Source organism: Paucibacter sp. JuS9 (assembly GCF_044043925.2).
Classification (GTDB): Bacteria; Pseudomonadota; Gammaproteobacteria; order Burkholderiales; family Burkholderiaceae_C; genus JAUASW01.
Window position 1 is genome coordinate 2,782,649 of record NZ_CP194172.1, and the last position, 24,691, is coordinate 2,807,339.

Genomic DNA, 24,691 nt, shown 5'->3' on the forward strand with positions numbered 1-24,691 from the left:
TTCAGCGCAGCGCGGTCGATGGCGCCGAACCGACCGGCGCAGCGCCGGCCACTTCCACGGCCTTCAGGGCCTGGCCGTCGCCGCGATTGAGCCGGGTGTGGCCGGCCGTCACGACGCGGTCGCCCGGCTTCACGCCGCCCAGCAGCTCCACCCGGCCGGGCTGGCGCAAGCCCAGCTTCGCTTCGATCTTCTGCGCCACCAGGCCGTTCGGACCTTCAACGGCCTTGATCACGAACTGCTTGCCGCCCTGAGGCACCAGGGCCTCCTCGGGCACCATCAAGGCCTCGGGCCGGGACGAGAAAACCAGGCGCACGCGCGCGAACAGGCCGCTGCGCAGGCTGCTGGTGTTGCCCTTCAGGCGCGCACGCACCAGGAGCGAACGGCCGTTCACGTCCACCAGCGCGTCGGTGGCCTCGACTTCAGCCTTCAAAAGCTGGCCGGGCAGCGCATCGAGCGACACCTCCACCGGCTGGCCACGCCGCAGCCGCGGCACGTCGCGCTCGGGCAGGCGGAAGTCCACCCACATGGTCGAGGCGTCTTCCAGGTTCACGAGCTCGCTGCCGTCCTTCACGTAGTCGCCGAGATTGACGGTACGGATGCCGGCGGCGCCATCGAAGGGCGCCAGCAAACGCATGCGCTCCAGCTGGGCGCGGCTCAGAGCAACCTGGGCCTCCGCAACCTGCAGGGCGGCCTGGGCCTGGTCCACCACGCTGGCCGAGACGAAGCTCTGCGCCAGCAGCTCGCGGTTGCGCTGCAATTGAGTCCGCGAGATGGCGGCCTGCGCCTCGGCCTGCTGCAGCTGGGCTGCCTGCAGGCTGTCGTCGAGCTGCACCAGGACCTGGCCCTTGCGCACGCGCTGACCGTCGGCAAAGCCGATCCTGACCACGCGGCCGCTGACCTCGGGCTTGAGCACCACCGACTGCTGCGCCCGCAGGGTGCCCACGGCCTGGACATCGTCCTCCACGGCCATTGCCTGAACATGGCCGAGCTCCACGCTCACGGGGGTGCCAGCGGCGGGGGCAGAAGCCGGCTTTGCGGCTTCGGCTGTGTTCACCCCTGCGGGCATGCGGTGCTGCCACCACCACGCACCCGCGCTGAGGGATGCCAGAGCCGCAATGGCGATCAGGGACGTCGCGCGGACACGGCCGCGCTGCTTGGTCAAACGAGTCTGAGTCATTCTTGTCTCCAGCGCGCACTGTAGCGACTGCCGGCGACCATGACTTCAGTGATGGGCGCTGTTCAGCCCATCGGCGCGCCTTCAGGCGCCGCTGACGCCCCGGTTGGCCAGCGCATCTGCGCGTTCATTGCCCGGGTCGCCGGCATGGCCCTTGACCCAGCGCCATTGCACTTCATGCAGCTTGCACAGAGCTTCCAGCCGCTGCCACAGCTCCACATTCTTCACCGGCTTGCCGTCGGCCGTCTTCCAGCCTCGGCGCTGCCAGCCGGAGATCCACTCCGTCATGCCCTTGCGGACGTACTCGCTGTCGGTATAGATCGTGATCTTGCAGGAGCGCTTCAGGGAGGCCAGCGCCTCGATCGGGGCGGTCAGTTCCATGCGGTTGTTGGTGGTGCTGGCCTCGCCGCCCCACAACTCCTTCTCATGGCCGGCCGACGACAGCCAGGCGCCCCAGCCGCCGCGGCCGGGGTTGCCCTTGCAGGCACCGTCGGTGTAGATCACCACGACGGGCTTGGGCATGGCTGCAGGTTTGGATTCGCTCATTGATGCTTCTGTGAATGTTTGTGTGTGTTCTGCGTGATGACAGCCGGCGCGGCCTGGCGCGCACGTGCGCTGCGCTTGGCAAGGCCGACCAGGCGCATGCCATGGACCCGCTTGACTGCCACGACGAAATAGACGGCACCCAGCACCGGCCACCAGCGCTTGCCGATGCGCTCGATCCAGGACCAGCGATCCAGCCATTTCTCGCTGCGCAGCGGCGGCGCATAACCGCCAAACTCGGCCGCCTCGACCTCGAAGCTCAAGAGCCGCAACCAGTCCCGCAGTCGCCAGTAGCCGATGTATTCGCCCGCCCTGGGCATGAAGAGCCGGCGATTGGCGCCCAGCAGACGGCCGCAATTCTGCCGCAAGCCCCAGAGGCTGACCGGATTGAAGCCGTTGATCACGAGCCGCCCCTCCGGCCGCAGCACCCGCTCGACCTCGCGCAGTGTCTGGTGCGGGTCGCGCGACAACTCCAGCGCATGCGGCAGCACGATCAGGTCCAGGCTGTTCGAAGCAAAAGGCAGGGCATCGAAGTCGCAGCGCAAGACGACGCGCGCTGCCGGCTGCTGCTCCTGCCCATCCTGCGCCAGCCAGCGCTGAGGCATGCGGTTGGCGCGCAGCGCATCGAGCTCGGGCAGGCCGAGCTGCAGCGCATGGAAGCCGAAACGGTCGGCAACAGCCACGTCCAGGCGTTGCTGTTCCCAGGCCAGCAGATAGCGCCCGGGAGCGGTCTGCAGCCAGTCGGCCAACTCTACAATCGAGGCATCACGCGTCATTCATGAAACTCGTCGCCCTGCCCGCTTTTTCTGACAACTACATCTGGATGCTCCACGATGGCCTTGAAGCCCTCGTGGTCGATCCGGGCGACGCAGCGCCTGTGCTCGCGGCCCTGGCCGACACAGGCCTGCGCCTCGCCGGCATTCTAGTGACCCACCACCATGCCGATCATGTCGGCGGCCTGGCCCCTCTGCGCCCGCATCTGCAGGGGCCGGTCATCGGCACCGGCAGCGAAGGCATCCAGGGTCTGGACCGGCAAGTGGTCGAGGGCGAAAGCGTCGAGCTGCTGGGCCAGCGCTTCGAGGTGATCGAGGTGCCGGGCCACACGGCCGGCCATGTCGCCTTCTTCCTGCGCGACCCGACTGACGGCAGCGCGCCCATCCTCTTCTGCGGCGATACCTTGTTCTCGGGCGGATGTGGCCGCCTGTTCGAGGGCACGCCGGCGCAGATGTTGGATTCGCTGGACAAGCTGGCAGCGCTGCCCGGCGATGCGCGCGTTTGTTGCGCCCATGAATACACGCTGTCGAATCTGAAGTTCGCGCAGGCCGTCGACCCCGAGAATGAAGACCTGAGCGACTACGTCGCGCGTTGCAAGTCCTTGCGAGAGCAAGCGCTGCCCACCTTGCCCTCCAGCATCGCAACCGAGCGACGCATCAATCCCTTCCTGCGCGCCGATGAAGCGGCCCTGCGCCAGAGCGCAGTGCAGCGCGCCAGCGCATCCACCACACCCCTTGCCGCCAACGCCGACCGCGTTGCGGTCTTCGCCACCCTGCGGCAATGGAAGAACGAATACCGATGATCCTGAAGACACCGAACGCTCGACTGCAGCCCCTGATCCTCGCCCTGTGCGCCGCCCTCCTGAGCGGCTGCGCCGGCATGCAGCCGCCGCCGAGCGAGGTGCCGGCGCCCGTGGTGGAGGCTGCGGCCGTCGCCGCGCCGGCACCGGCGCCCGCTGTCGTCGTGCCAGCGCCCGCCGCCGAGGTCGCAGCGAAGCCTGACACCGCGCTGCTGCAGGACACGCTGAACCCGGAACGCAAGATCGACCTGGATGCGCCCGCCGCCCATGCTGACCTGTGGAGCCGCATGCGCGCGGGCTTTGCCATGCCCGAGCTGGACAACGACGGCGTGCGCCGCGCCGAGGCCTGGTACGGCAGCCGCCCCGACTATGTGGGCCGCATGACCGAGCGCGGCAGCCGCTACCTGTTCCACATCATCGAGGAACTGGAGAAGCGCGGCATGCCCACCGAGCTGGCGCTCCTGCCCTTTGTCGAAAGCGCCTTCGTCACCGATGCCAAGTCCAGCGCCAAGGCCGTGGGCATGTGGCAGTTCATGCCGGCCACGGGCCGCGATTTCTCGCTGAAGCAGAACATCTTCCGCGACGACCGTCGCGACGTGCTGGCCTCGACGCGCGCCGCGCTGGACTACCTGGGCCGCCTGTACAAGCAGTTCGGCGACTGGCACCTGGCTCTGGCCGCCTACAACTGGGGCCAGGGCAATGTGGCCAAGGCGATTGCGCGCAATGAACGACTGGGCCTGCCGACCGACTACGGCAGCATCAAGATGCCGGACGAGACGCGCTACTACATACCGAAGCTCCAGGCGGTGAAGAACATCGTGCTGGACCCGGCGCGCTTCTCCCTGAACCTGCCACCGGTCGCCAACCATCCGTACTTCCTGAGTGTCAACATCGAGCGCGACATCGACGTGGAGCTGGCCGCCCGGCTGGCCGAGATGGAGATCGATGACTTCAAGCTCTTCAATCCGCAGATGAACAAGCCGGTGGTGCTGGCGAACGCCACGGCGCAACTGCTGCTTCCCTACGACAACGCAGGCCGCTTCGTCACCAACCTGGCGGCACACCGCGGCCAGCTCGCCAGCTGGACGGCCTGGGTCGTGCCCAGGACCATGAAGCCGGCCGACGCGGCCAAGCAGGTCGGCATGAGCGAAGCGCAGCTGCGCGAGATCAACAAGATCCCGCCCAAGATGCTGGTCAAGGGCGGCTCCACGCTGCTCGTGCCACGCACCGCCAAGCGCAACCAGGACGTCTCGGAGCACCTGGCCGACAACGCCAGCATGAACCTCGCACCCGATGTGCCACCGCTCAGGCGCGTGACGCACAAGGCCGGCAAGGGCGAGAGCGTTGCCACCGTGGCGGCGCGCTACAAGGTCAGCAGGTCGCAGGTGGCGCAGTGGAACAAGGTCTCGAGCAAGGCCTCGTTCAAGCCCGGCCAGGCAGTGGTGTTGTTCCTGAACCCGGCCCAGGCCGGCACACCTCAGCGCCTGGCGAGCAACACGTCCAGAACCAGCAAATCGGTGCAGAAGCCGGCACGCACGCCGGCCAAGGCCGCGCCTGCGAGGCTGGCCTCAGCCAAGCCAGCCGGCCAGCCGCAACTCAGATGAAGAACAGGGCGATGCTGATCGCCACGCCCACAGCCCAGACCAGCGAACGCAGGCTGGCCTGATCGGCAAGATAGAGCGCCACATAAACCAGACGCAGCACCACGAAGGCGATCGCCAGCTGGTCGATGCGGCCCTGGCTGGCACCCGATTGCTGAGCCACCAATACGCCGGCGATGAACAGCGGCAGGGCCTCGAAGCCATTGGCCTGTGCCGCGTTGGCGCGGGCCTGCCAGCCTTGCTGCTTGCTCATCCAACCGCGGGGGTCGTGGTTGTCATAGCCGCCATCACGGCGGCGCTTGCCGAAGCCCTTGGCCTTTGCCAGCGCGGCAGTCACTACAGGCAACAAGCAGGCGGCAATGATGCAGAGATTGGCAAGACTCACGGGCAACTCCTGGCAGTTTGATGGTGATTCAGCAGCGCCTCAGCGCCGGTCGACCAGGGCATGGGCAATGGTGCCAAGGTCCACATATTCCAGCTCGCTGCCCACCGGCACACCGCGCGCCAGACGCGTTGAGCGCAGCTGTCGCGAACGCAAGGCCTCGCCCAGCACATGGGCGGTGGCTTCGCCTTCGGCCGTGAAGCTGGTGGCGAGGATCACCTCCTCGACCCGGCCATCCTGCGCCCGGGCAAGCAATTGCTCGGCACCGATCTGACGCGCACCAATGCCGTCCAGCGGGCTCACACGGCCCAGCAGCACGAAGTAATAACCCCGGAATGAGCCGGTTCGCTCCAGCGCAGCCTGGTCAGCCGGTGTCTCCACCACGCAGAGCAGCCGCGCATCGCGTTGCTCGTCGGCGCAGATCGGACACAGCGCCGCCTCGCTGAAGGTGTGGCAGCGCTCGCAATGACCGATATCGCTCGCCGCTCCTGCCAGCGCTCTCGAGAGCACCTGGGCACCCTCGCGGTCATGCTGCAGGAGGTGATAGGCCATGCGCTGCGCCGACTTCTGGCCCACGCCAGGCAGGCGCCGAAGCGCCTCGATCAGCGTTTCTAAAGCAGCCAACGCGTTAGAAGGGGAACTTCATGCCGCCAGGCAGAGGCATGCCCGCCGTCAGCTTGCCCATCTTGGCCGAGCTCACTTCTTCGGCGCGGCGCAGGCCGTCGTTGAAGGCGGCGGCCACCATGTCTTCGAGCATGTCCTTGTCGTCCGCCAGCAGGCTTGGGTCGATGGTGACACGCTTCACTTCATGCTTGCAGGTCATCACGATCTTGACCAGGCCCGAACCCGACTGGCCTTCGACCTCGATGGTGGCGAGCTCGTCCTGCGCCTTCTTCAGGTTGTCCTGCATCGCCTGGGCCTGCTTCATCAGGCCGGCAAGTTGGTTCTTCATCATGGTGGCATCTCCTAGGAATTCAGCGGTTTGATCGACCCGGGCACGATGCGCGCGGTGCGGTACTGGCTCATCAGGCGCAGCACATCCGGGTCTTGAAGAATGATTTTCTCGGCAGCGCGCTGGCGCGCCTGCGTGGCGGCCAGCTCGCGCAGGGAAGGCGAATCGGTGGCGATGCCGACTTCCAGCTCGACAGTCTGCGGCGAGCCCAGTGCAGCGCTGAGCGCGGCCTGCAGCTTGTCTTGCAATGCCGGCTGCCGCAGCGACTCACGCTCGACGCGCAGGCGCCAGACACCGCCCTGCTCGCCCAGGCATTGAGCCTGCATGGCCAGCTCGCGGGCCAGCGCCGTCAGGCCCAGGTCCTTGACCAGCAGATGCCAGCGCTCGCCCTCGGGCGTGGGCTGCAGCTCAGGTTCATTGCCAGCGGTCGAGGCATAGGTCTTGGCGCTTGTGGCGGTGGCCGCTGGAGCCGGCGCTTCAGCAAACGGCTGACCTTCGTCGTCTGCCATGGGGGCATCGTCCAGCCACGGCGGCGGCTCATCGCCACCCGCATGCACTTCAGGCTCGGGTTCGACATGGACGACCGGGCGCGGGCGTAGGCGGGCGCTGGGGCCGTCAAGGTCGGCGGGCGCCGGCCTCGAGGCCACCGGTGTTGGCGCAGGTGCGGCTGCAACGGGCGCGGGCGCGGGCACGGGCACGGGCACGGGCACAGGCACAGGCACAGGCGCGGGCACGGGTGCGGGTGCGGGCACGGGTGCACTGGCCATCACCAGCGGTGCAACAGCCGCCACAGGCACCGTTGCCACGGCCGCCGTGCTGCGCAGCAGCGGCGCGCTCGCCGGCTTCGGCGCAGCGGCCTCGCCACGCGGCAGCTGCGCGCCACCGGGCCGGAAGGCCAGCATGCGCAAGAGCACCATCAGGAGGCCGGCGTATTCGTCGGGCGACAGGCCCAGTTCGGCACGGCCATGCAGGGCCATGCTGTACATCAGTTGCACCTCGTCGGCCGGCAAGGAGGCGGCCAGGCGGCGGGCTTCGGCGCTGTCGGGGTCGGCGTCGTCCAGCGCGGCCGGCGCCGCCTGGGCCACGGCGATCTGCTGCAGAAGGCTGGCCAGGTCTTCCAGCGTGCCGGCGGCCGAGAGTCCCAGGTCGCGCAAGGCATCGGCCTGCGCCACCACATCAGGGCCGCTGGCAGCGACCAGCGCATCAAGGATGGCCACCACATGGCCCCGGTCCACCGTACCCAGCATCTGGCGCACGCCGGCCTCGGCCAGGCTGCCAGCACCGAAGGCAATCGCCTGGTCGGTCAGGGACAGCGCATCGCGCATCGAGCCGCGAGCGGCTCGGGCCAGCAGGCGCAAGGCGCCAGGCTCGGCTTGCACGTTCTCGGCCTGCAGCACGCTGGTCAGGTGCGAGAGCACCGTCTGCGGCGCCATCGGGCGCAGATTGAACTGCAGGCAGCGCGACAGCACCGTCACCGGCACCTTCTGCGGGTCGGTCGTGGCCAGCACGAACTTCAGGTACTCCGGCGGCTCCTCCAGCGTCTTCAGCATCGCGTTGAAGGCGGTGTTCGAGAGCATGTGGACTTCGTCGATCATGTAGACCTTGAAGCGCCCGACAACCGGCTTGTAGACCGCCTGATCAAGCAGCTGCGAGATCTCCTCGACGCCGCGGTTCGAGGCCGCGTCGAGCTCGACATAGTCGACAAATCGGCCGGCATCGATATCGCGGCAGGCCTCGCACAGGCCACAGGGTCGGGCCGTGATCGTGCCCTGGCCGTCGGCGCCGGTGCAGTTGAGGCTCTTGGCCAGGATCCGCGACACCGTGGTCTTGCCCACCCCCCGGGTGCCGGTGAACAGATAGGCGTGATGCAGCCGCTGCTGCGTGAGCGCATTGGCCAAGGCCTGCACCACATGCTCTTGGCCCCGCAGCTCTTCAAAGCTGTGGGGGCGGTACTTGCGGGCGAGGACCTGGTAACTCATGGATGACCTTATTGCTGCGCGGTGCTTGAAACCCCGCGGCGTGCATGCAGCACGCTCAGCTGCGGATTTTACGGGCGCTGGCCATCGCCGGCCGCCGGCTTGAAGGCCACGGCCCAGAGGGCAAAGCCGTGCGAACGTACGACCACCCGCTCAAACCCGGCCTGCGTGAGCGCCTGGGCCAGTGAACGGCAGGTAAAACCGGTCTTGTGGATCATGAAGGCATTGCCGCCTTCGACAAAGGGCGCATAGCCATAGATCATGTCCAGCGCATTGATCGGGCCGGCCGGCGACTGATACATGGGCAGCTCCTGCTCGTCGCGGAGCACGCGCTCGGCAGCGGCCTTCAGGTCAGGCACCGTGATCAAGGCGAAGCCCCCCGGCTCCAGCACCCGCAGGAACTCGCCCAGCGCCTTGGGCACCTCGCTGACATAGAGATGCTCGACATTGTGCGAGGAGTACAGCGCCTGCATGCTGCTGGCTGGCACGACATGCATGTCGGTGGTCGATGCAACGAAGTCGGGCGCCACCTGCTTGTCGATGTCCAGGCGCAGTTCACGCCAGATCGAGGCATCGAAATAGGCCGGCAGCTTGCCTGCCTCCGGGCTGCCACAGCCCACATGGAGCACGCCGCGCGCCTGTGCAGCCAGGGGCTGGGCCTGCGCAGCCCAGGCCGCGAACAGGCGCTGGCAATGGTCCTCGATCTGGCGCGCCAGGCTGGCGCCGTCCAGCAAGCTTGACGCGCGCAAGGCCTGGCGCTGGCCGACCCGCAAGGCGGCCAGCGCCTTGGCGTCCTTGACCAACTGGCAGGCGACCTGCACGAACTGGTTTTCATCCTCGGCCACCCACTCGGGCCGGCCTGCTGCAGTGAGCAGCGACGCGCCCATGCGGGCAGCGGGCCGGGCACCGCGCAGGCTGACGACCGGCACGCCCATCCACAGCGCCTCGCAGGTATTGCCGGCGAGATTGAACGGCGAGGTGTCCAGCATCACGTCAATGCGGGCATAGTCCGCGAGATGCTCGGCATAGCCTGTCCAGCCCAGCAGCTGCACGCGCTCCGCTGCAACGCCGAGCGCCGCCAGACGGCTCAGCAAGCCGGCTGCAGTGTCCGCATCAGCCAAGGCTGCCGCCTTGAGCAGCAGGCGCGAAGCTGGTGTCGCCTTCAGGACCTGAGCCCATAGCGCCAGGGTGCCCGCCGTGACCTTGGAGAAATTGCAGTAGCAGCCGAAGGTCGCGCGGCCGTCGTTCAGCAACGGCGGCGGGCTCACCTCTGGCGCTTCAGGCGGAGGTGCGTAACGGAACATGCCACCCGTCAGATGCAATGTCTGCTCGGTGCCAGCATCGCTGCCGGGCGGATCGATCAGGGCATCGCTGAAACGATGGCCGATGGCCGCCAGGCCGGTCGTTGTGGGATAGCCCAGATAGCTGATCTGGACCGGCGCCGCACCGCGGGCCATGGCGGCAAGGCGGTTCCCGGCCGTGTGGCCTGCGAGATCGATCAGCACATCGACGCGGTCTCGGCGCAGCAGTCCGACCAGCTCAGCATCACTCAGTGCATGGCATTCGCGCCAGGCCGCGCCGGTGGCACGCAGGCGGTGGCTCAGTGCATCGTTGCGCTGGCGCGTGGCGTACAGCAAAGGCTCGAAGCGGCTTTGGTCAAGATTGGCCAGCAGGGGCTCGAACAGATAGCCCACCGGATGCTCGCCGAAATCAGGCGACAGGAAACCGATGCGCAGGCGCCGCGACACCGTACGCTCATTGGCATGAAGCGGCGGCAGGCTGTGCCAGATGCCGCCATGCTGCTCCCCGTAGGCGCGATGTTCCCGCAGCAGGGCAGCAGCATCGAGATGCTCGCTGTAGTTGAGCATCAGCAGCATATTGCTGTGGGTCGCGCTGTCGTCAGCGCGCAGCCGCAGCGCCTCGCGATAGGCCCGCTCTGCCGCTTCGAACTGCCCGGCATCGGTCAGCAGGTTGCCGAGCTGGCCGTGGGCGCGTGCGTCGGCCGGCGCCTGCGCAATGCGCTGCCGGCAGACCGCCAGCGCAGCCTGCGTACGGCCCAGGCGACCCAGGGCAACCGAGTAGTTGTGCAGCGCATCGCCGTCAAGGGCACCACCAACGCGCTCGTAGTCAGCAACAGCTTCGGCATGCTCACCGCGCGACACCTTCAGGGCCGCGCGGCTGGCGATGAATTCCAGCCGTGCCGGCGCGAAGGAAATCGCCCTCTGGATCTGCTCCAGTGCAGCATCGAAGTCACCCTGCTGAAACAGCACCAGTCCGAGGTTGTGCAGGACATCAGGGTTGCGGGGATGGGCCAGCAGCAGGTCCTGGTAGAGCGCGGCAGCCTGGACCAGCTCACCGCCGGTGTGGTGTTCAAGGGCTTGTGCGAACACACGCTCCGGCATCAGGATTGCCGCACTGCTGGCGGCCACCACGGGCACTGCAGGCGCTGGAGCCGGGGCCAGCGGGTTGCCGTGGCACTTCTTGTACTTCAGTCCGCTGCCGCAAGGGCAAGGCGCGTTTCTGTCCGTCTTCAAGTCAACCTCTTGTCTAGCCGCTTTCAACGGCCGCGCAGTGTAGCAAGGCGCTTGCATCGATTTCACTGAACGATAATCCCGCGTTATGAGCTCGCACGCCCCCTCTTCCCCCGACACCCTCAGCTATGAACAAGCGGGGGTCAATTACGACCTGATCGATCCGATGAAGATCGCTGCGCAGCGCGCGGCCGCGGCCACCGGCGCCCACCTGGGCGGCCATGGCTTCACGGAGGTGCTGGCCTCGCGCGGCGAGTCGGCCTATGTGGTGGATGTGGGCCCCTTCTACCTGGCCTCCATCGTCGAATGCCTGGGCACCAAGACCCTGGTGGCCGACGAGATGGCCAAGCTGACCGGCAAGAGCTTCTTTGCCGGCATCGCGCAAGACACGATCGCCATGGCGATCAACGACCTGATCACCGTCGGCGCCACGCCGCTGGTGGTGCAGGCCTACTGGGCCGCCGGTGGCTCCGACTGGTTCGGCGACAAGCTGCGCTCGCAGGCCCTGGTCGAAGGCTGGAAGAAGGCCTGCGACACCTGCCAGGTCGCCTGGGGCGGCGGCGAAACACCGGCGCTGGCCGGCATCGTTGAAGACGGCCGCATCGACCTGGCGGCTTCCTGCACCGGCCTGATCAATCCCAAGGAACGCCTCTCGGTGGGCGACAAGCTCGGCGCAGGCGACGCCATCGTGCTGCTCGCCTCCAGCGGCATCCATGCCAATGGCCTGTCTCTGGCGCGCAAGCTGGTCGAGCGCCTGCCCAAGGGCTACCTGACCGAGATCGAGCCCGGCCTCACGTATGGCGAAGCGCTGCTGGCGCCCACCGTGCTTTATTCGCCCGTGACCGAAGCGCTGTACAAGGCCGGCATCACGCCGCATTACTGCGCCAACATCACCGGTCACGGCTGGCGCAAGCTCTTGCGCCACCCGGCGCAGTTCACCTACCGCATCCACACGGTGCCGCCGGTCACACCGGTCTTGAAGTTCATGCAGGAGCAGGCCAAGCAGGATGACCGCGAAGCCTATTCCACGCTGAACATGGGCGCCGGTTTTGCCATCTTCGTCAAGGCGGAAGATGCCGCGCGCACCGTTGAAATCTCCAAGGCCTGCGGCATCAACGCCTGGGTGGCCGGGGCCCTGGAAGAAGGCCCGAAACAGCTGCTGATCGAACCGCTGGACATCCGTTTCAGCGACGACGACCTGCAGCTGCGCTGAGACCGCTGTCACCGGGACCGAAATGGACTGGTTCTACCCGCAGATGGTCAAGCTCCACGTCGTGATGGCGTGGGCGAGCATGCTGCTGTTCTTCGGCCGGGGCCTGGCCTATCAGCTGGGTGTGCAATGGGCCAAGGAAGGGCCGATCCTGATCCTCGTGTTCGGTGCCAACACGCTGATGATCATCACCGGCCTCAGCCTCTGGGGGTCGCTGTACTACAGCATCCCGCGCGATGGCTGGCTGCTCGGCAAGCTGATCGCACTCCTGGTCTATTTCGCCTGCGCCCACATTGCCTTCGGCGCTCACCCGCAACGTTCGCTCGGCTACCTTGCTGCGGTGCTGGCGATGGCGTATGCAATGGCAGCGGCCTATATGCGCCAAGGCCTGCTGGGTCTCTGACTTCATGGGGAGGGCCTCGCGGCTCGCATACAATGCGCGCTGACGGGCCTCCTCGCATGGAAGCGCGGCCAACCGGGTCAGGTGGGGAACCAAGCAGCCCTAGCCGTTGTGACCAGTGCCGGGGGTAAGGCTCGTCAACCCTCCCTTCTTTCTCCCGTCTTTCCTCCCCCTGACTTCCTTCACCGGCGGATGTATCGCTTGGTAAGAGTCGGCCGCGCGCGTCCTCGCATGCGCATTGGCCCTCGTTGACAGCTCACGTTCACACCCACAACGGAGCCCTCAAATGAAGTCGCGTCGCACCCTGCTGGCCATCACCACGGTCCTGCTCTCCACGATCCTGAGTGGCTGCATCGTCTTGCCGGGCGGGCATCACCACCGTCATCGCGACTACGGCGACCACCGCGGTGGCTATCACGGCAGCTACCAGGGCGACCGCGACGGCCGTCACGACCGCCGCTGAGGCCAGGCCTTCAGCTGGCCTGACGGAAGGCCATCACCGCCTGATTGCGCAGCGTGCGAAGGAGCGAGAGCTCCTTCTCACCGAGGTCGATGCTGCCGGGCTCGGGCTTGTCGGCATAGATCAGCGCAAACGGCGCGCCCTTCAGCGCCATGGGCAGCAGCAGGAAGCTGCCGGCCCGCAAGTCCTGCCGATGCCAGACCGGCAGCCGCTCGGCGATATTGGGCAAGGAAGCGTCGGCGATCAAGGTGTCCGCGCCCTTCAGGGCCACCGCGCTGAACAGGTCGGGCAAGGCCCCGGTCGCCACGCGCAAGGGCACCTTGAACAAGGGCACGACCGCTTCCACGCCCGAGCCCAGGCCAAAGCGGCCGGTCAGGGTTTCGGTGCGCGCATCCCGCAGGCAGAAGACCACGCGATCAAAGCCGAGGCCGCGATACATGGTCTCGAGCACCATGCGCAGGATCTCGTTGAGCTTGACGCTCTCGACCATGGCATCGGTGATGTCCTGGATGCCGGCCGCCAGCACTTGCGCGATCTGCTCGCGCGATTGCGGTTGCTGCAACACCTGCGTGGCCTCGAAGGTTGCATGCAACTGATGCGGCGAGAGCGAATCGCTGGGCGCTGGCGTCAAGGGCGCCAGCAGCCTCTGCGCCGGTGAATTCTTGGCCGGCAGGATGTCCATGGCCACGGCCAGTTGCGACAGCTTCTGGCGCGCCTGATCTGCCGCCTGGTCAAAGGCATCCGCGGTGATGCCCAGCGCGCGTGAATAGCGCTGCGCCATCGCTCGCACCTTGGCATGCGCCTCGCTCGGGTCGCTCTGCAAGATCACATCGGCCACGTCATTGGCAGCCCGGGCCAGCCAGCGCTGGCGCTCGACCGGGTTGTCCATCAGCTTGGCCGGCGGCTCGCCCTCGGGCCGGCGCATGGCGCGCTGCAGGATGTCAGGCAGCCCCCATTGGCGCGCCACGCCCAGACCCAGTTGCTCGTAGCTCAGGCCCAGCACCTGGGTGGAGGCCAATGCCTCGCTGACCGGCGCCGCCAGGTTCTGCGGCCCGCCCGTCTTGCGCTCGGGCCGCACCATGCGGCGCACCTGCTGAGCCTCTTCCGGGAAATAGAACTCGGTCAGCGCGCGGCCCAGGTTCTGGAACATCGCGCACAGAAACGCCTCTTCGCTCTCGCGCGAATTGGGGCTCAGTTCGCGCGCCAGCGACGCAGCCATCAAAGAGCGCAGGAACTCTTCTCGCAATTGCTGCGCATGGGCCTTGTTCTCCATGCGCTCCAGCACGATCAGCGACAGCGCCAGGTTGCGGATGCCGCCAAACCCAATGAGCGCCGCTGCGCGCGAGACCGTGGAAATGCTGCCGCCGCCCGCATGACTGAAATGCGCGGTGTTGACCATGCGCAGCAGCTTGTGGGTCAGCGCCACGTCCTTGAGGATCTCGTTGGACAGGCTGCCCAGGCTCTCATTCTCGGAAGCGGTCAGACGCTGGATGCGCATGATCGAATCCGACATCGCCGGGAAGTCACTCTTGTGCCGCATCCGGCGCAGTAGAAATTCCAGCGCCGCGCGGTCGCCGCCTTCGCTGCCGTCTGCGGCCAGTTGCGCCGTGGGATGCAGCCATTCGGCCAGCGCATCCATCATGGCCTTGGCCGAAGGCCACCGCGCCCGGGCGTCGCGCGCCAGGCCACGCTGGACGATGGCGCGCAGCTTGTCGTCCACATCGGCGTTCAAGCCGCTCGGCAGCTGCAACTCCTGCTCGGTGACGCGGCGCACCGCCTTCCAGGGATCGGGGTCGTGGTTCAGGCGCTGGCCTGACAGCATCTCGGCCAGCATCACGGCGGCCGCGAACACATCCATCACCGGCGCCGGCGCCTCGCCACGCGCGGCCTCCGGCGAGATATAGCCCGGCGTACCGACGATGCGCTGCGGCTTGCCGGCATCGCTCACGCGCGCAGCGATGCCGAAGTCCATCACCCGTGGCCGACCCTTGGCGTCGATCAGGATGTTGCTGGGCTTGAGGTCACGGTGCACGACGCCGGCCGCATGCGCAGCCAGCAGGCCATCGAGCACGCCCAGCATCAGCTCCACCGCATCGCGCGCCTTGAGCCGGGGCTTGCCATGCAACTGCTCGGCCAGGGTCAGGCCGGCCACGTACTCGAATACCAGATAGGCCTGGCCTTCCTGCACATCGGCCTCGAACACCGGCACGATGTTGGCGTGGGTCAGGCGGCTGACGGCACGGGCCTCGTGCAGCCATTCGTCCACGCTCGACGGGTCGGTGCCCGGTCTCAGCAGCTTGAGGGCGACCTCGCGATCCAGGCGCGGGTCATGCGCAAGCCACACCGTTGCCTGCGCACCCTCGCCCAGCCGGCGCAAGAGTCGGAAGCGGCCGATCTGCGGCGGCAGCGAGGCATTGAAATCGGAGGCAGCCATGGTGGATGCCGCCCCGCTCAGCGATTGCCCCCGGGGGGCCCCGCGTCACCGGTGCCACCCAGCTCGCTGGCCGCGACGCGGCTGCGCAATGCGGAGGGGCGCGGCGAGTCCGAAACATTCGGCGACTCCGCCGTGGCCGCGACACGCTGCACCGGCTCGCCGTTGTTGTTCGGTGCCGGCGGCTGCAAGGCCAGCATCACTTCGCGCAGGCCCAGCCCCAGCACGCGGGCATAGCGGCGCGTGGCCAGCTCGACACCAGCCTTGCGCCGCTCTTCCGGCCCCGCCAGCGCATCGACCAGCTCGTTCGCCAGGCTGCAGGTCAGGCGCAGCAGATCGGCATCGGTATCGGCCGATCTCACCGGCGCGTCTGGCGACTGGCGCCGGATCATGTGCAGGAGCTCGTCGCCCAAGGACCAATAGCGCGCCACGCCAGCGCCCAGCGTCTCCAGGTCGGTGCCGAGCACCGCGTAGGCCGCCGCTTCCTCGCTCATGCCGGCAGGATTGGGGTTGGCTTCGGTGGGCTCCGGCGGCTGCATCAGCTGCTTGATCTGCTGAGCGTCATCCGGGAAGTGGTACTGCAGGAGCAGGCGGCCGAGGTTCTGCATCAAGGTGATCAGGTAGACCACCTCGCCGTCGTAGCCGGCCGGGCGCAAGGCCTGGGCGATCTCGCCGGCACGGCGCACGCGCTGCATCAAGCTGCGCATGCGCGCGGCGTTCTGCTCATTCAGGATGCCAGGCCACTGCTTCACGGCGCGCGCGGCCTGCTCGACTCCGTTGAGGCCGACCATCGCGATGGCGCGCTGCATGTTGAGCACGGCGCCGTCTCCGGCACCACCCTGCATGCGCAAGGCATTGTTGACCCGGCGCAGCATTTCCAGCGACAGGGCCATGTCTTCCAGAATCAGGTTGGACACCGCGCTGGTGTGCGTGGCCTGCATCGAGCTGGACTGGGCCACATGCAGGAGCTTGCTGCTGGTGCTGGGCAGATGACCCAGGCGCTGGATGCGGTCGATCATGGCAGCCACAGGGCCGCCCTCCTCCTGAGTGGCGGCCGCGCGCCAGCCTTCCAGCGCGCGCAGGAAGACGCGGGCGCTGTGATAGCGCTGACGCTCCTGCGCCGCCGTGGCGCGATTGGCAATGGCGCGCAGCGGTGCGGCGATCGGGTGCGGCGTCTCGAAGGGCAGGCGCACCATCTCCTGGCCGCGTGGCTGCATGCGTTGCACCACCTCGTGCAGGTCGGCGACATCGAGCACCAGGCGGCCACCCAGGCCGCGATGCAGCAGCAATCCCATGCAGACCACGTCTTCCTCGGCCGCTTCGCGCACGGCACGACGGGTCACGGCATTGAAGTCCACCGTGCTCGGGAACACCTCCTGCGCCACCTCCAGACCCAGCAGGCGGACATGGCCCGCGGCGTCGATCACCAGGCTGGCGGCTTGCAGGTCCCGGTGGGCGTGGCCGGCCTCGTGGGCAAAGGCCAGGCCGTCCAGGCCCTGCGCCAGCCAGTGGGCCAGGTCCAGCGGCAGCGGGTTGGCCTGGCGGGCCAGGCGCTCTTCCAGCGTCTCTCCCAGGGCACGGTCATAGGCCAGGTAGGGCCATTGCTCGACCTGTCCGACCTCCACCACATGGGCCAGGTTGGGGTGCTGGATGCGCGCGCCGCCCTGGGCCATCTTGAGCCAATGCTCCAGCGCCGCCGGGCTGTTGGGTGCCTGGCGCGGCATGCACAGCATCATTTCCTGGTTGCTGCGGCTGTCAAACACCAGCCACAGCATGCTGCGCATGCTCTTGTTGAGCAGGGCACGCAATTCAAAGCGGCCAAAACGCCTCAAGGGCGTCGAAGTCTGGCTGGCATTGCCGGGAGCGCTGGGAATATCGGACACGTCGAAATGGCTTGGAAACAGTTGGTTCGAGTTTGCTCTATTTGAACTGGGGCTGGCAGAGGGCAATCGACAGAACTGGTCCTGAATTTGCGCCTACTGAGCAGTAGGCCTCAAAGGCAAAGTCTGGATTCAGCTCGTGAGCTGATTCCAGACTTTGTCCAGCCTTTTGGCGCTCACCGGCTGTGGTGTCCGCAACTCTTGCGCGAACAGGCTCACACGCAATTCCTCCAGCTGCCAGCGGAAATCGGTCATGCGGCCGTCGACCTGACCCTTCAACTCGGCCAGGCGGCGCTGGTAGCGCTGTTCCAGGGGCCGCAACTCGGCGAGCAGTTTGCTGTCACGGGCCGGGTCGGCGCGCAGCTTGTCCAGGCGCACGGCGATTGCCTTCAGATAGCGCGGCAAATGCTGGGCCTGCGCCCAGGGCGTGGCATTGACGAAGTTTTTCGGTATCAGACGCTGCAACTGGGCGCTGATGTCCTCAGCCGCCTCCTTGGGCGCGCGGGCGTCCTTCAGCTTGCGCAGCGCGGCCTGGTAGTCAAGCAGGATCTGCAGTGTCAGGCGGGCCACTTCTTGTGCGATCAGGTTGAGGCGGGCGCGGCCCTCCTCGATGCAGCGCTTGAACGCGAACTCGTCGGCCGGCAGCGGCTCGGCGAGAAAGGCCCGGTCCAGCGCCACGCCAATGATCTGGTCGCGCAGGTCCTCGGGCGTGCCAAGGCTCATGAAGGCCACGGCCATCTTCTGCAGGTCGGGGATGTTCTTCTCGAGGTACTTCAGCGGCTCTTTCAGCTGCAAGGCCACCAGGCGACGCAGGCCCAGGCGATGCCGGGCCGCCGCCACCTCGGGCTCGTCGAAGACTTCGATCTCCACATGCGCACCGCGATCGATCAAGGCCGGGAAACCAATCAAGGTTTGCGGGCCGCGCTTGACTTCCATCAGCTCAGGCAGCTCACCGAAGGTCCAGGCCGTGTACTGGGCGCTGGCATCCTTGACGGGCGCCTTGGTCGCGGCCACCTCGGCCCGCACGCCGCCCTTGGCCGCTGGCGCAGCGGGTAAGGCAACAGGCGCAGCCGCCGGCAGCTTCAGCGCGGCCAAGGCCTGGAAGGCCGAGCGCGCCTGCGAGCCCAGCTCGGCTTTCAGTGCCGCGAGGTTGCGGCCCTGGCCCAGTTGCCGGCCATGCTCGTCGACGACGCGGAAATTCATGAACAGATGCGGCTGCAGTTGCTCCAGCTTGAAGTCGTTCTTCTGGATTGCCAGCTGGGTGCGCTCCTTCACCGCCTTCAAGAGCATCTCGACCAAGCCGCCCTGCCCGAACGGATTCAACTCGACGAACTCGGCCACAAAGTCCGGCAGCGGCACCAGGCGCGCGCGCGGCTTCTGGTGCAGGCTCTTGAGCAGCGCCATCACCTTGGCCTCCAGCATGCCGGGCACCAGCCATTCGCAGCGCTCCTCGCTGACCTGGTTCAAGGCATAGATCGGCACGTTGACGGTCACGCCGTCACGCGCATCGCCCGGCTCGTGCAGATAGCTGACCGAGCAGTCCACGCCGCCCAGGCGCAGTGTCTTCGGGAAGGCATTGCCCGTGATGCCGGCAGCCTCGTGCCGCATCAACTCTTCGCGGCTGAGCATCAGGAGCTTGTCGTTGGCCTTGCTCGCGTGGCGATACCAGCGCTCCAGCGTGGCGCCCGAATGCACGTCGGCCGGCAGTTGCTGGTCGTAGAAGGCGTAGATCAGCTCGTCGTCCACCAGCACGTCCTGGCGGCGCGACTTGTGTTCCAGCTCCTCGACCTTCTTCACCTGCCGCTGGTTGTGCGCAAGAAAGGGCAGCCGTGTTTCCCACTCGCCGTTGACGAGCGCCTCGCGGATGAAGATCTCCCGCGCAGCGGCCGCATCGACATTGCCGAAGTTCACGCGCCGGTTGCTGTAGATGACGATGCCGTAGAGCGTGGCCCGCTCCAGCGCGATCACCTCGGCCGCCTTCTTCTCCCAATGCGGTTCCAGCAACTGGGTCTTGATCAGGTGGCCGGCGATGCCCGGCAGCCATTGCGGCTCGATGGCGGCGATGCCTCGCCCGAACAGCCGCGTGGTGTCCACCAGCTCGGCCGCCACGATCCAGCGGCCCGGCTTCTTGGAAAGGTGCGCACCCGGATGGCGCCAGAACTTGATGCCGCGCGCGCCGAGGTACCAGTCGTCGTCATCAGCCTTCAGGCCGATGTTGCCCAGGAGGCCGGCCAGCATCGACAGATGCACCTGCTCGTAGGTGGCCGGAGCGCCGTTGAGCCGCCAGCCATGCTCGGCCACCACGGTATGCAATTGCGAATGGATGTCACGCCACTCACGCACGCGGCGCGGGCTGACGAAGTTCTCGCGCAGGAGCTGCTCGTGGCGACGGTTGGAAAGCTTGTGCTCGCCCTGACCTCCGCGCGACTCCTCCAGCCATTTCCACAGTTTCAGATAGCCGTTGAATTCGCTCTTCTCGTCGTCGAACTTCTTGTGCTTTTCGTCAGCGGCCTGTTGCTGCTCCATCGGCCGGTCGCGCACGTCCTGGCCGGTGAGCGCGCTGGCAATGATCAGCACCTCGGTCAGCGCGTCACGCGTACGGGCTTCCAGGATCATGCGGCCCACACGCGGGTCCAGCGGCAGCTTGGCAAGCTCCTTGCCGATGGCGGTCAGCTCGTTCTGATCATCCACGGCGCCCAGTTCGGCGAGCAACTGGTAGCCGTCGGCAATCGCCTTGCGTGGCGGTGCTTCGATGAAGGGGAACTCCTCCACCTGACCCAGGTGCAGGGCCTTCATGCGCAGGATCACGCCGGCCAGCGAGGAGCGCAGGATTTCCGGGTCGGTGAAGCGCGGGCGCTCGTTGAATTCCTTCTCTTCGTAGAGCCGGATGCAGATGCCGTTGGAGACGCGGCCGCAGCGGCCGGCGCGCTGGTTGGCCGCCGCCTGGCTGGTCGGCTCGATCTGCAGCTGCTCAACCTTGTTGCGATAGCTGTAGCGCTTGACCCGGGCCAGGCCCGGGTCGATCACATAGCGGATGCCGGGCACCGTCAGCGAGGTCTCGGCCACATTGGTGGCCAGCACGATGCGGCGCTGGCCGTGCGGCTCGAAGACCTTGTCCTGCTCCTGCTGCGAAAGCCTTGCAAACAGCGGCAAGACCTCGACACCCGGCGGGTGGTGCTTGCGCAGCGCCTCGGCCGCCTCGCGGATCTCGCGCTCGCCGGGCAGGAAGACGAGCACATCGCCCGAGCCCTCACGCCACAGTTCATCCACCGCATCGGTGATCGCGTTGTTCAGGTCGTACTCGCGCGATTCCTCGAAGGGCCGGTAGCGCTGCTCCACCGGGAAGGTGCGGCCCGAGACCATCAAGACCGGCGCCGGCCCCTTGGCCGAAGCAAAGTGGTTGGCGAAGCGGTCGGCGTCAATCGTGGCCGAGGTGACGATCACCTTCAGGTCCGGCCGGCGCGGCAGCACCTCGCGCAGATAACCGAGCAGGAAGTCGATGTTCAACGAGCGCTCATGGGCCTCGTCGATGATGATGGTGTCGTAGGCCTTCAGCAGCGGGTCGGTCTGCGTCTCGGCCAGCAGGATGCCGTCGGTCATCAGCTTGACCGAAGCGCCCGGCTGCAGCCGGTCCTGGAAGCGCACCTTGTAGCCGACGATTTCGCCGAGCGGCGTCTTCAGCTCCTCGGCAATGCGCTTGGCCACGCTGGACGCGGCAATCCGCCGCGGCTGCGTGTGGCCGATCAGCTTGCCGGTATTGGCGCGACCGCGCCTCAGAGCCAGCGCGATCTTGGGCAGTTGCGTGGTCTTGCCCGAGCCCGTCTCGCCGCAGACGATGACGACCTGGTGCTCAGAGATCGCCCGCGCGATTTCCTCGCGCCGGCTGGAGACCGGCAGCGAATCGGGGAAGGTGATGGGGGGCAGCGGGTTGGCCTGGATAGGCTGGCGCCGCGGAGCCGCCGCGGGGGCCTTGGCCGCTGCGGATGTGGGAGCTGTCTTTTCTTTCACGAGGCGCGGATTATCAGCGCCCCGCCGTGTCTGGCTGGCCATGGCACACGCTGCGGCACAATTCGCACATGAGCCTGGTTTTCCCCCACACCTTCGTCCCCTGGTTTCGCTCGGTCGCGCCCTACATCCATGCCTACCGAGGAGAAACCTTCGTCATCGGGATGACCGGTGAGCTGGTCGAGGCCGGCAAGCTGAACCATTTTGTGCAGGACCTGTCCATCCTGCACGCCATGGGCATCAACCTGGTGCTGGTCCACGGCTTCCGGCCGCAGGTGAACGAGCAACTGGCCGCCAAGGGCCAGATGCCCCGCTACAGCCACGGCATCCGCATCACGGACGCGATTGCCCTCGATTGCGCCCAGGAGGCCGCCGGCCAACTGCGCTTCGAGATCGAGGCCGCGTTCTCGCAGGGCCTGCCCAACACGCCCATGGCCAACGCCGCGGTGCGTGTGGTCTCGGGCAACTTCCTGACCGCACGACCCGTGGGCATCGTGGACGGCGTGGATTTCCAGCACAGCGGCGTGGTCCGCAAGGTCGACGCCTCGGCGATCCAGCGCGTGCTGGACATCGGCGCCATCGTCCTGCTGTCTCCCTTCGGCTTTTCGCCCACCGGCGAGGCCTTCAACCTGACGATGGAAGACGTGGCAACCAGCACCGCCATCGCCCTGCAGGCCGACAAGCTCTTGTTTGTCTGTGAAGTGCCGGGCGTGCGCGAGAACCCGGACGACCCGGAAAGCGCCATCGACACCGAATTGGCCGTGGCCGATGCCAAGCGCATGCTGGCCCGGCTGCCCCGGCCCACTTCACCCACCGACGTGGCCTTCTACCTGCAGCATTGCGTCAAGGCCTGCGAGGCCGGCGTCGAGCGCTCGCACATCCTGCCGCTGGCCGTGGATGGTGCCGTGCTGCAGGAGGTTTACACCCACGACGGCATCGGCACCATGGTGGTGGACGAAAAACTGGAAAGCCTGCGTGAAGCAAGTTCGGACGACATAGGCGGCATCCTGACGCTGATCGAGCCCTTCGAGCGCGATGGCACCCTGGTCAAGCGCGACCGCACCGAGATCGAGCGCGACATCGAGCTCTACACGGTGATCGAGCATGACGGCGTGATCTTCGGCTGCGCGGCGCTCTACCCTTACGTGGAAGCCAAGACCGCGGAGATGGCGGCGCTGACGGTCTCTCCGGCAGTGCAAGGCCAGGGTGATGGCGACCGCATCTTGAAGCGCGTCGAGCAGCGCGCCAAGGCCATGGGCCTCTCGAGCATCTTCGTCCTGACCACCCGCACCATGCATTGGTTCATCAAGCGCGGCTTCGTGCAGGTCGACCCGGACTGGCTGCCCGAGGAACGCAAGCGCAAGTACAACTGGGACCGGCGCTCGCAGGTGCTGGTGAAAAAACTCAGCTAAGTTCTGTTTTTCGCCAAGAAGCTGAGCTGAAACCAGGCTTTTGTCGGCGCGCTACAGTGCGCGCCATTCTCTTTCTCTCCATCGAATTCGAGGTTTCTCATGGCTCGCACCGTTCAATGCATCTATCTGAAGAAGGAAGGCGAGGGCCTGGATTTCGCGCCCTATCCTGGTGAGCTGGGCAAGCGCATCTGGGACAACGTCAGCAAGGAAGCCTGGGCCGCCTGGATGAAGCACCAGACCATGCTGGTGAACGAGAACCGCCTGAACCTGGCCGACCAGCGCGCCCGCCAATATCTGGCCCGCCAGATGGAGCAGTTTTTCTTCGGCGCTGGCGCTGAGCAGCCGGCGGGCTATGTCCCGCCGGCCGCATGAGCCTCACCCGCTCCGTTGATTAACACTCCTCAAATAAGAACCATTCTCGTTTGAGATAGACTCCGGACCATTCCCAACGTCCGGAGTTCGCATGTCCATCGCCCGCCGCAGCCTGCTGGCTGCCGCCCTCGCCTTGTCCCCGGCCACAGCCGCCCTCGCCGACGAGAAGGTGCTCAATCTGTACTCGGCCCGTCACTACCAGACGGACGAAGCGCTGTATGCCAACTTCACCAAGGCCACCGGCATCAAGATCAACCGGGTGGACACCGACGATGCCGGCCTCCTGGCCCGCCTGAAGAGCGAAGGCGCGGCCAGTCCGGCCGATGTGGTGCTTCTGGTCGATGCGGCGCGCCTCTGGCAGGCCGAAGCCACCGGCTTGTTCCTGCCGATCAAGTCTGCCGTGCTGGAAGAGCGCATCCCCGCCCAACTGCGCGCGGCACCCACGGCCGCTGGTACGGCCTGGTTCGGTCTCTCGACCCGCGCTCGCATGGTCGTCTACAACAAGCTGGCCGTGAAGAAGGCCGATGTGCAGACCTACCAGGACCTCGGAGACCCGAAGAACAAGGGCCGCCTGTGCACCCGCTCGGGCTCGCATCCCTACAACCTCTCCCTGTTCGGCTCGCTGCATGAGCATCTGGGGCCTGAGCGCACCGAAACCCTGCTCAAGGGCATGGTGGCCAATATGGCGCGTGAACCCAAGGGCGGCGATACCGACCAGATCAAGGCCGTGGCCAGCGGCGAATGCACGATAGGCCTGACCAACAGTTATTACCTGGCTCGCATGATGCGCTCGAGCAAGCCCGAGGACAGGGAAGCCGTGGAGAAGATCGGCTATGTGTTCCCCAACCAGCAGACCTGGGGCACCCATGTGAATATCGCTGGCGGCGCCGTGGCCCGCCACACAAAGAACCGCGAAGTCGCCATCAGGTTCCTGGAATATCTGAGCAGCACGGAAGCCCAGAACTATTTCGCCAATGGCAACAATGAATGGCCGGCGGTGCCGGGCGTGCGCCCCGCCAACCCGGCCCTGGATGCCATGGGTAGTTTCAAGACCGAAACCATCCCGATTGCCGTGGTTGGCTCGAATTTCCCCAAGGTGCAGCAAATGCTGGACCGTGCCGGATTCAAATAAAACCGTGCCCGAGTGACTTTCGTTGCATATTCACCGCAGTATGTTTGCCGGCGGTCGTGTCTATAATCGGCCAATCCAGACCGCTGGCTCTTGATAACTTGCGAGGATTTGCACCGATGGCTTTGCTCAAAGACCTGCTGGCCCAACGCGCCGCACTCGATCAACAAATTTCCGAAACCAAGGACCGCGAGCGCGCCGACGCGATCAACAAGGTCAAATCGTTGATGTCCGAATATGGGCTGACGATCGCCGATTTGAACAGCCGCCCCGCCAAGGCCGCCAAGTCCACCACCAAGGTGGCTGCCAAGTATCGCAACAAGGCGACCGGCGAAACCTGGAGCGGCCGGGGCCTGCAGCCCAAGTGGTTGAAGGCCGCAATCTCCGGCGGCGCCAAGCTGGACGACTTCCACGTCTGAGCCTGCCCGCACAGGACAAGACAGCGCATTGATTGAAAGAGCCGCCCTTCGGGCGGCTTTCTTTTTGCACGGTCTGGCCAATAGCCCCGCCAAGCCACCGCGGGTTTGCTCTGCCACCCATTTGCAGGCCCCGCCGGGGATATTCGGCCCGCATGGGCATTACCCACTGCTAGCATCGCCGCCTGCTGTAGCCCCGCCTGCCTGACAATTCCCGTGGACGATTTGTTGCCCCCGCCGACCG

20 protein-coding genes and 1 other RNA gene are annotated in these 24,691 nt (G+C 66.6%); 10 read left to right on the plus strand and 11 right to left on the minus strand.

All coding sequences use genetic code 11. The features are described from left to right. Position 1 precedes the first annotated feature (1 nt). The 3 genes from ABT392_RS12475 to ABT392_RS12485 form a co-directional block, all read right to left on the minus strand. Positions 2-1,000 carry an efflux RND transporter periplasmic adaptor subunit gene (locus ABT392_RS12475; RefSeq protein WP_334276168.1) on the minus strand — a complete coding sequence of 333 codons (999 nt, stop codon included), beginning with the start codon at positions 998-1,000 and terminating at the stop codon, positions 2-4. Positions 1,001-1,258: 258 nt separating this feature from the next. After that, positions 1,259-1,720: a ribonuclease HI gene (rnhA, locus tag ABT392_RS12480; RefSeq protein WP_334276169.1), complete on the minus strand. Its 462-nt coding sequence runs from the start codon at positions 1,718-1,720 to the stop codon at positions 1,259-1,261. Beyond that, entirely contained in the window at positions 1,717-2,493 is a 777-nt protein-coding gene (locus tag ABT392_RS12485; protein ID WP_395385621.1) for a class I SAM-dependent methyltransferase, read from the minus strand. Before ABT392_RS12485 ends, rnhA begins: the two co-directional genes overlap by 4 nt. Positions 2,494-2,495: 2 nt before the next feature. On the opposite strand from ABT392_RS12485, the gene gloB reads away from it, so the two are divergent. Then, a complete protein-coding gene (gene gloB, locus ABT392_RS12490; protein WP_334276171.1) occupies positions 2,496-3,293 on the plus strand; it encodes a hydroxyacylglutathione hydrolase in 798 nt (265 codons plus the stop codon). Continuing rightward, positions 3,290-4,894 carry a transglycosylase SLT domain-containing protein gene (locus ABT392_RS12495; RefSeq protein ID WP_464970787.1) on the plus strand — a complete coding sequence of 535 codons (1,605 nt, stop codon included), beginning with the start codon at positions 3,290-3,292 and terminating at the stop codon, positions 4,892-4,894. The genes gloB and ABT392_RS12495 overlap by 4 nt, the downstream gene beginning before the upstream one ends. Here the strand turns inward: ABT392_RS12495 and ABT392_RS12500 are convergent. From ABT392_RS12500 to ABT392_RS12520, 5 genes are all read right to left on the minus strand, one after another. After that, positions 4,887-5,276, minus strand: coding sequence for an MAPEG family protein (locus tag ABT392_RS12500; RefSeq protein WP_334276173.1), 390 nt, complete (start codon positions 5,274-5,276; stop codon positions 4,887-4,889). The two genes, ABT392_RS12495 and ABT392_RS12500, sit on opposite strands and share 8 nt — an antisense overlap. 39 nt (positions 5,277-5,315) lie before the next feature. Next, complete coding sequence (gene recR, locus ABT392_RS12505; protein WP_334276174.1) at positions 5,316-5,897, minus strand: recombination mediator RecR; 582 nt, start codon at positions 5,895-5,897, stop codon at positions 5,316-5,318. A 4-nt stretch (positions 5,898-5,901) separates the two neighbouring features. After that, the gene (locus tag ABT392_RS12510) at positions 5,902-6,228 is read right to left on the minus strand and encodes a YbaB/EbfC family nucleoid-associated protein (protein ID WP_334276175.1); all 327 of its coding nucleotides are present in this window, start codon (positions 6,226-6,228) and stop codon (positions 5,902-5,904) included. An 11-nt stretch (positions 6,229-6,239) separates the two neighbouring features. Next, positions 6,240-8,204, minus strand: a complete 1,965-nt coding sequence (dnaX, locus tag ABT392_RS12515) for a DNA polymerase III subunit gamma/tau (protein ID WP_395385619.1) — start codon at positions 8,202-8,204, stop codon at positions 6,240-6,242. Between the two features lie 68 nt (positions 8,205-8,272). Beyond that, entirely contained in the window at positions 8,273-10,735 is a 2,463-nt protein-coding gene (locus tag ABT392_RS12520) for an O-linked N-acetylglucosamine transferase family protein (RefSeq protein WP_395385618.1), read from the minus strand. 85 nt (positions 10,736-10,820) lie between these two features. Here ABT392_RS12520 and ABT392_RS12525 point away from each other — a divergent pair, with 85 nt between their 5' ends. From ABT392_RS12525 to ABT392_RS12540, 4 genes are all read left to right on the plus strand, one after another. Further along, on the plus strand, positions 10,821-11,945 hold the full coding sequence (locus ABT392_RS12525; RefSeq protein ID WP_395385617.1) for an AIR synthase-related protein: 1,125 nt from the start codon (positions 10,821-10,823) through the stop codon (positions 11,943-11,945). 22 nt (positions 11,946-11,967) lie between these two features. Next, the gene (locus ABT392_RS12530; protein WP_395385616.1) at positions 11,968-12,345 is read left to right on the plus strand and encodes a SirB2 family protein; all 378 of its coding nucleotides are present in this window, start codon (positions 11,968-11,970) and stop codon (positions 12,343-12,345) included. Between the two features lie 41 nt (positions 12,346-12,386). Then, an RNA gene (gene ffs, locus ABT392_RS12535) (signal recognition particle sRNA small type) lies at positions 12,387-12,484 on the plus strand. A 144-nt stretch (positions 12,485-12,628) separates the two neighbouring features. Continuing rightward, positions 12,629-12,805, plus strand: coding sequence for a hypothetical protein (locus ABT392_RS12540; RefSeq protein ID WP_334276180.1), 177 nt, complete (start codon positions 12,629-12,631; stop codon positions 12,803-12,805). A gap of 10 nt (positions 12,806-12,815) precedes the next feature. On the opposite strand, the gene ABT392_RS12545 is transcribed toward ABT392_RS12540, so the two are convergent. The 3 genes from ABT392_RS12545 to hrpA all read right to left on the minus strand — a co-directional run bounded on the left by ABT392_RS12545 (position 12,816) and on the right by hrpA (position 21,163). Further along, positions 12,816-15,236, minus strand: coding sequence for a protein kinase domain-containing protein (locus tag ABT392_RS12545; RefSeq protein ID WP_395385615.1), 2,421 nt, complete (start codon positions 15,234-15,236; stop codon positions 12,816-12,818). Positions 15,237-15,253: 17 nt separating this feature from the next. Continuing rightward, a complete protein-coding gene (locus tag ABT392_RS12550) occupies positions 15,254-17,116 on the minus strand; it encodes an HDOD domain-containing protein (RefSeq protein ID WP_464970788.1) in 1,863 nt (620 codons plus the stop codon). Positions 17,117-17,245: 129 nt separating this feature from the next. Next, the gene (gene hrpA, locus ABT392_RS12555) at positions 17,246-21,163 is read right to left on the minus strand and encodes an ATP-dependent RNA helicase HrpA (protein ID WP_464970789.1); all 3,918 of its coding nucleotides are present in this window, start codon (positions 21,161-21,163) and stop codon (positions 17,246-17,248) included. Between the two features lie 26 nt (positions 21,164-21,189). On the opposite strand from hrpA, the gene argA reads away from it, so the two are divergent. The 4 genes from argA to ABT392_RS12575 all read left to right on the plus strand — a co-directional run bounded on the left by argA (position 21,190) and on the right by ABT392_RS12575 (position 24,450). After that, the gene (gene argA / locus ABT392_RS12560) at positions 21,190-22,530 is read left to right on the plus strand and encodes an amino-acid N-acetyltransferase (RefSeq protein WP_395385612.1); all 1,341 of its coding nucleotides are present in this window, start codon (positions 21,190-21,192) and stop codon (positions 22,528-22,530) included. A 99-nt stretch (positions 22,531-22,629) separates the two neighbouring features. Next, on the plus strand, positions 22,630-22,902 hold the full coding sequence (locus tag ABT392_RS12565; RefSeq protein WP_334276184.1) for an oxidative damage protection protein: 273 nt from the start codon (positions 22,630-22,632) through the stop codon (positions 22,900-22,902). Positions 22,903-22,993: 91 nt separating this feature from the next. After that, positions 22,994-24,034: an extracellular solute-binding protein gene (locus ABT392_RS12570; protein ID WP_334276185.1), complete on the plus strand. Its 1,041-nt coding sequence runs from the start codon at positions 22,994-22,996 to the stop codon at positions 24,032-24,034. 116 nt (positions 24,035-24,150) lie between these two features. Continuing rightward, positions 24,151-24,450, plus strand: coding sequence for an H-NS histone family protein (locus tag ABT392_RS12575; RefSeq protein ID WP_334276186.1), 300 nt, complete (start codon positions 24,151-24,153; stop codon positions 24,448-24,450). Positions 24,451-24,691 lie beyond the last annotated feature (241 nt).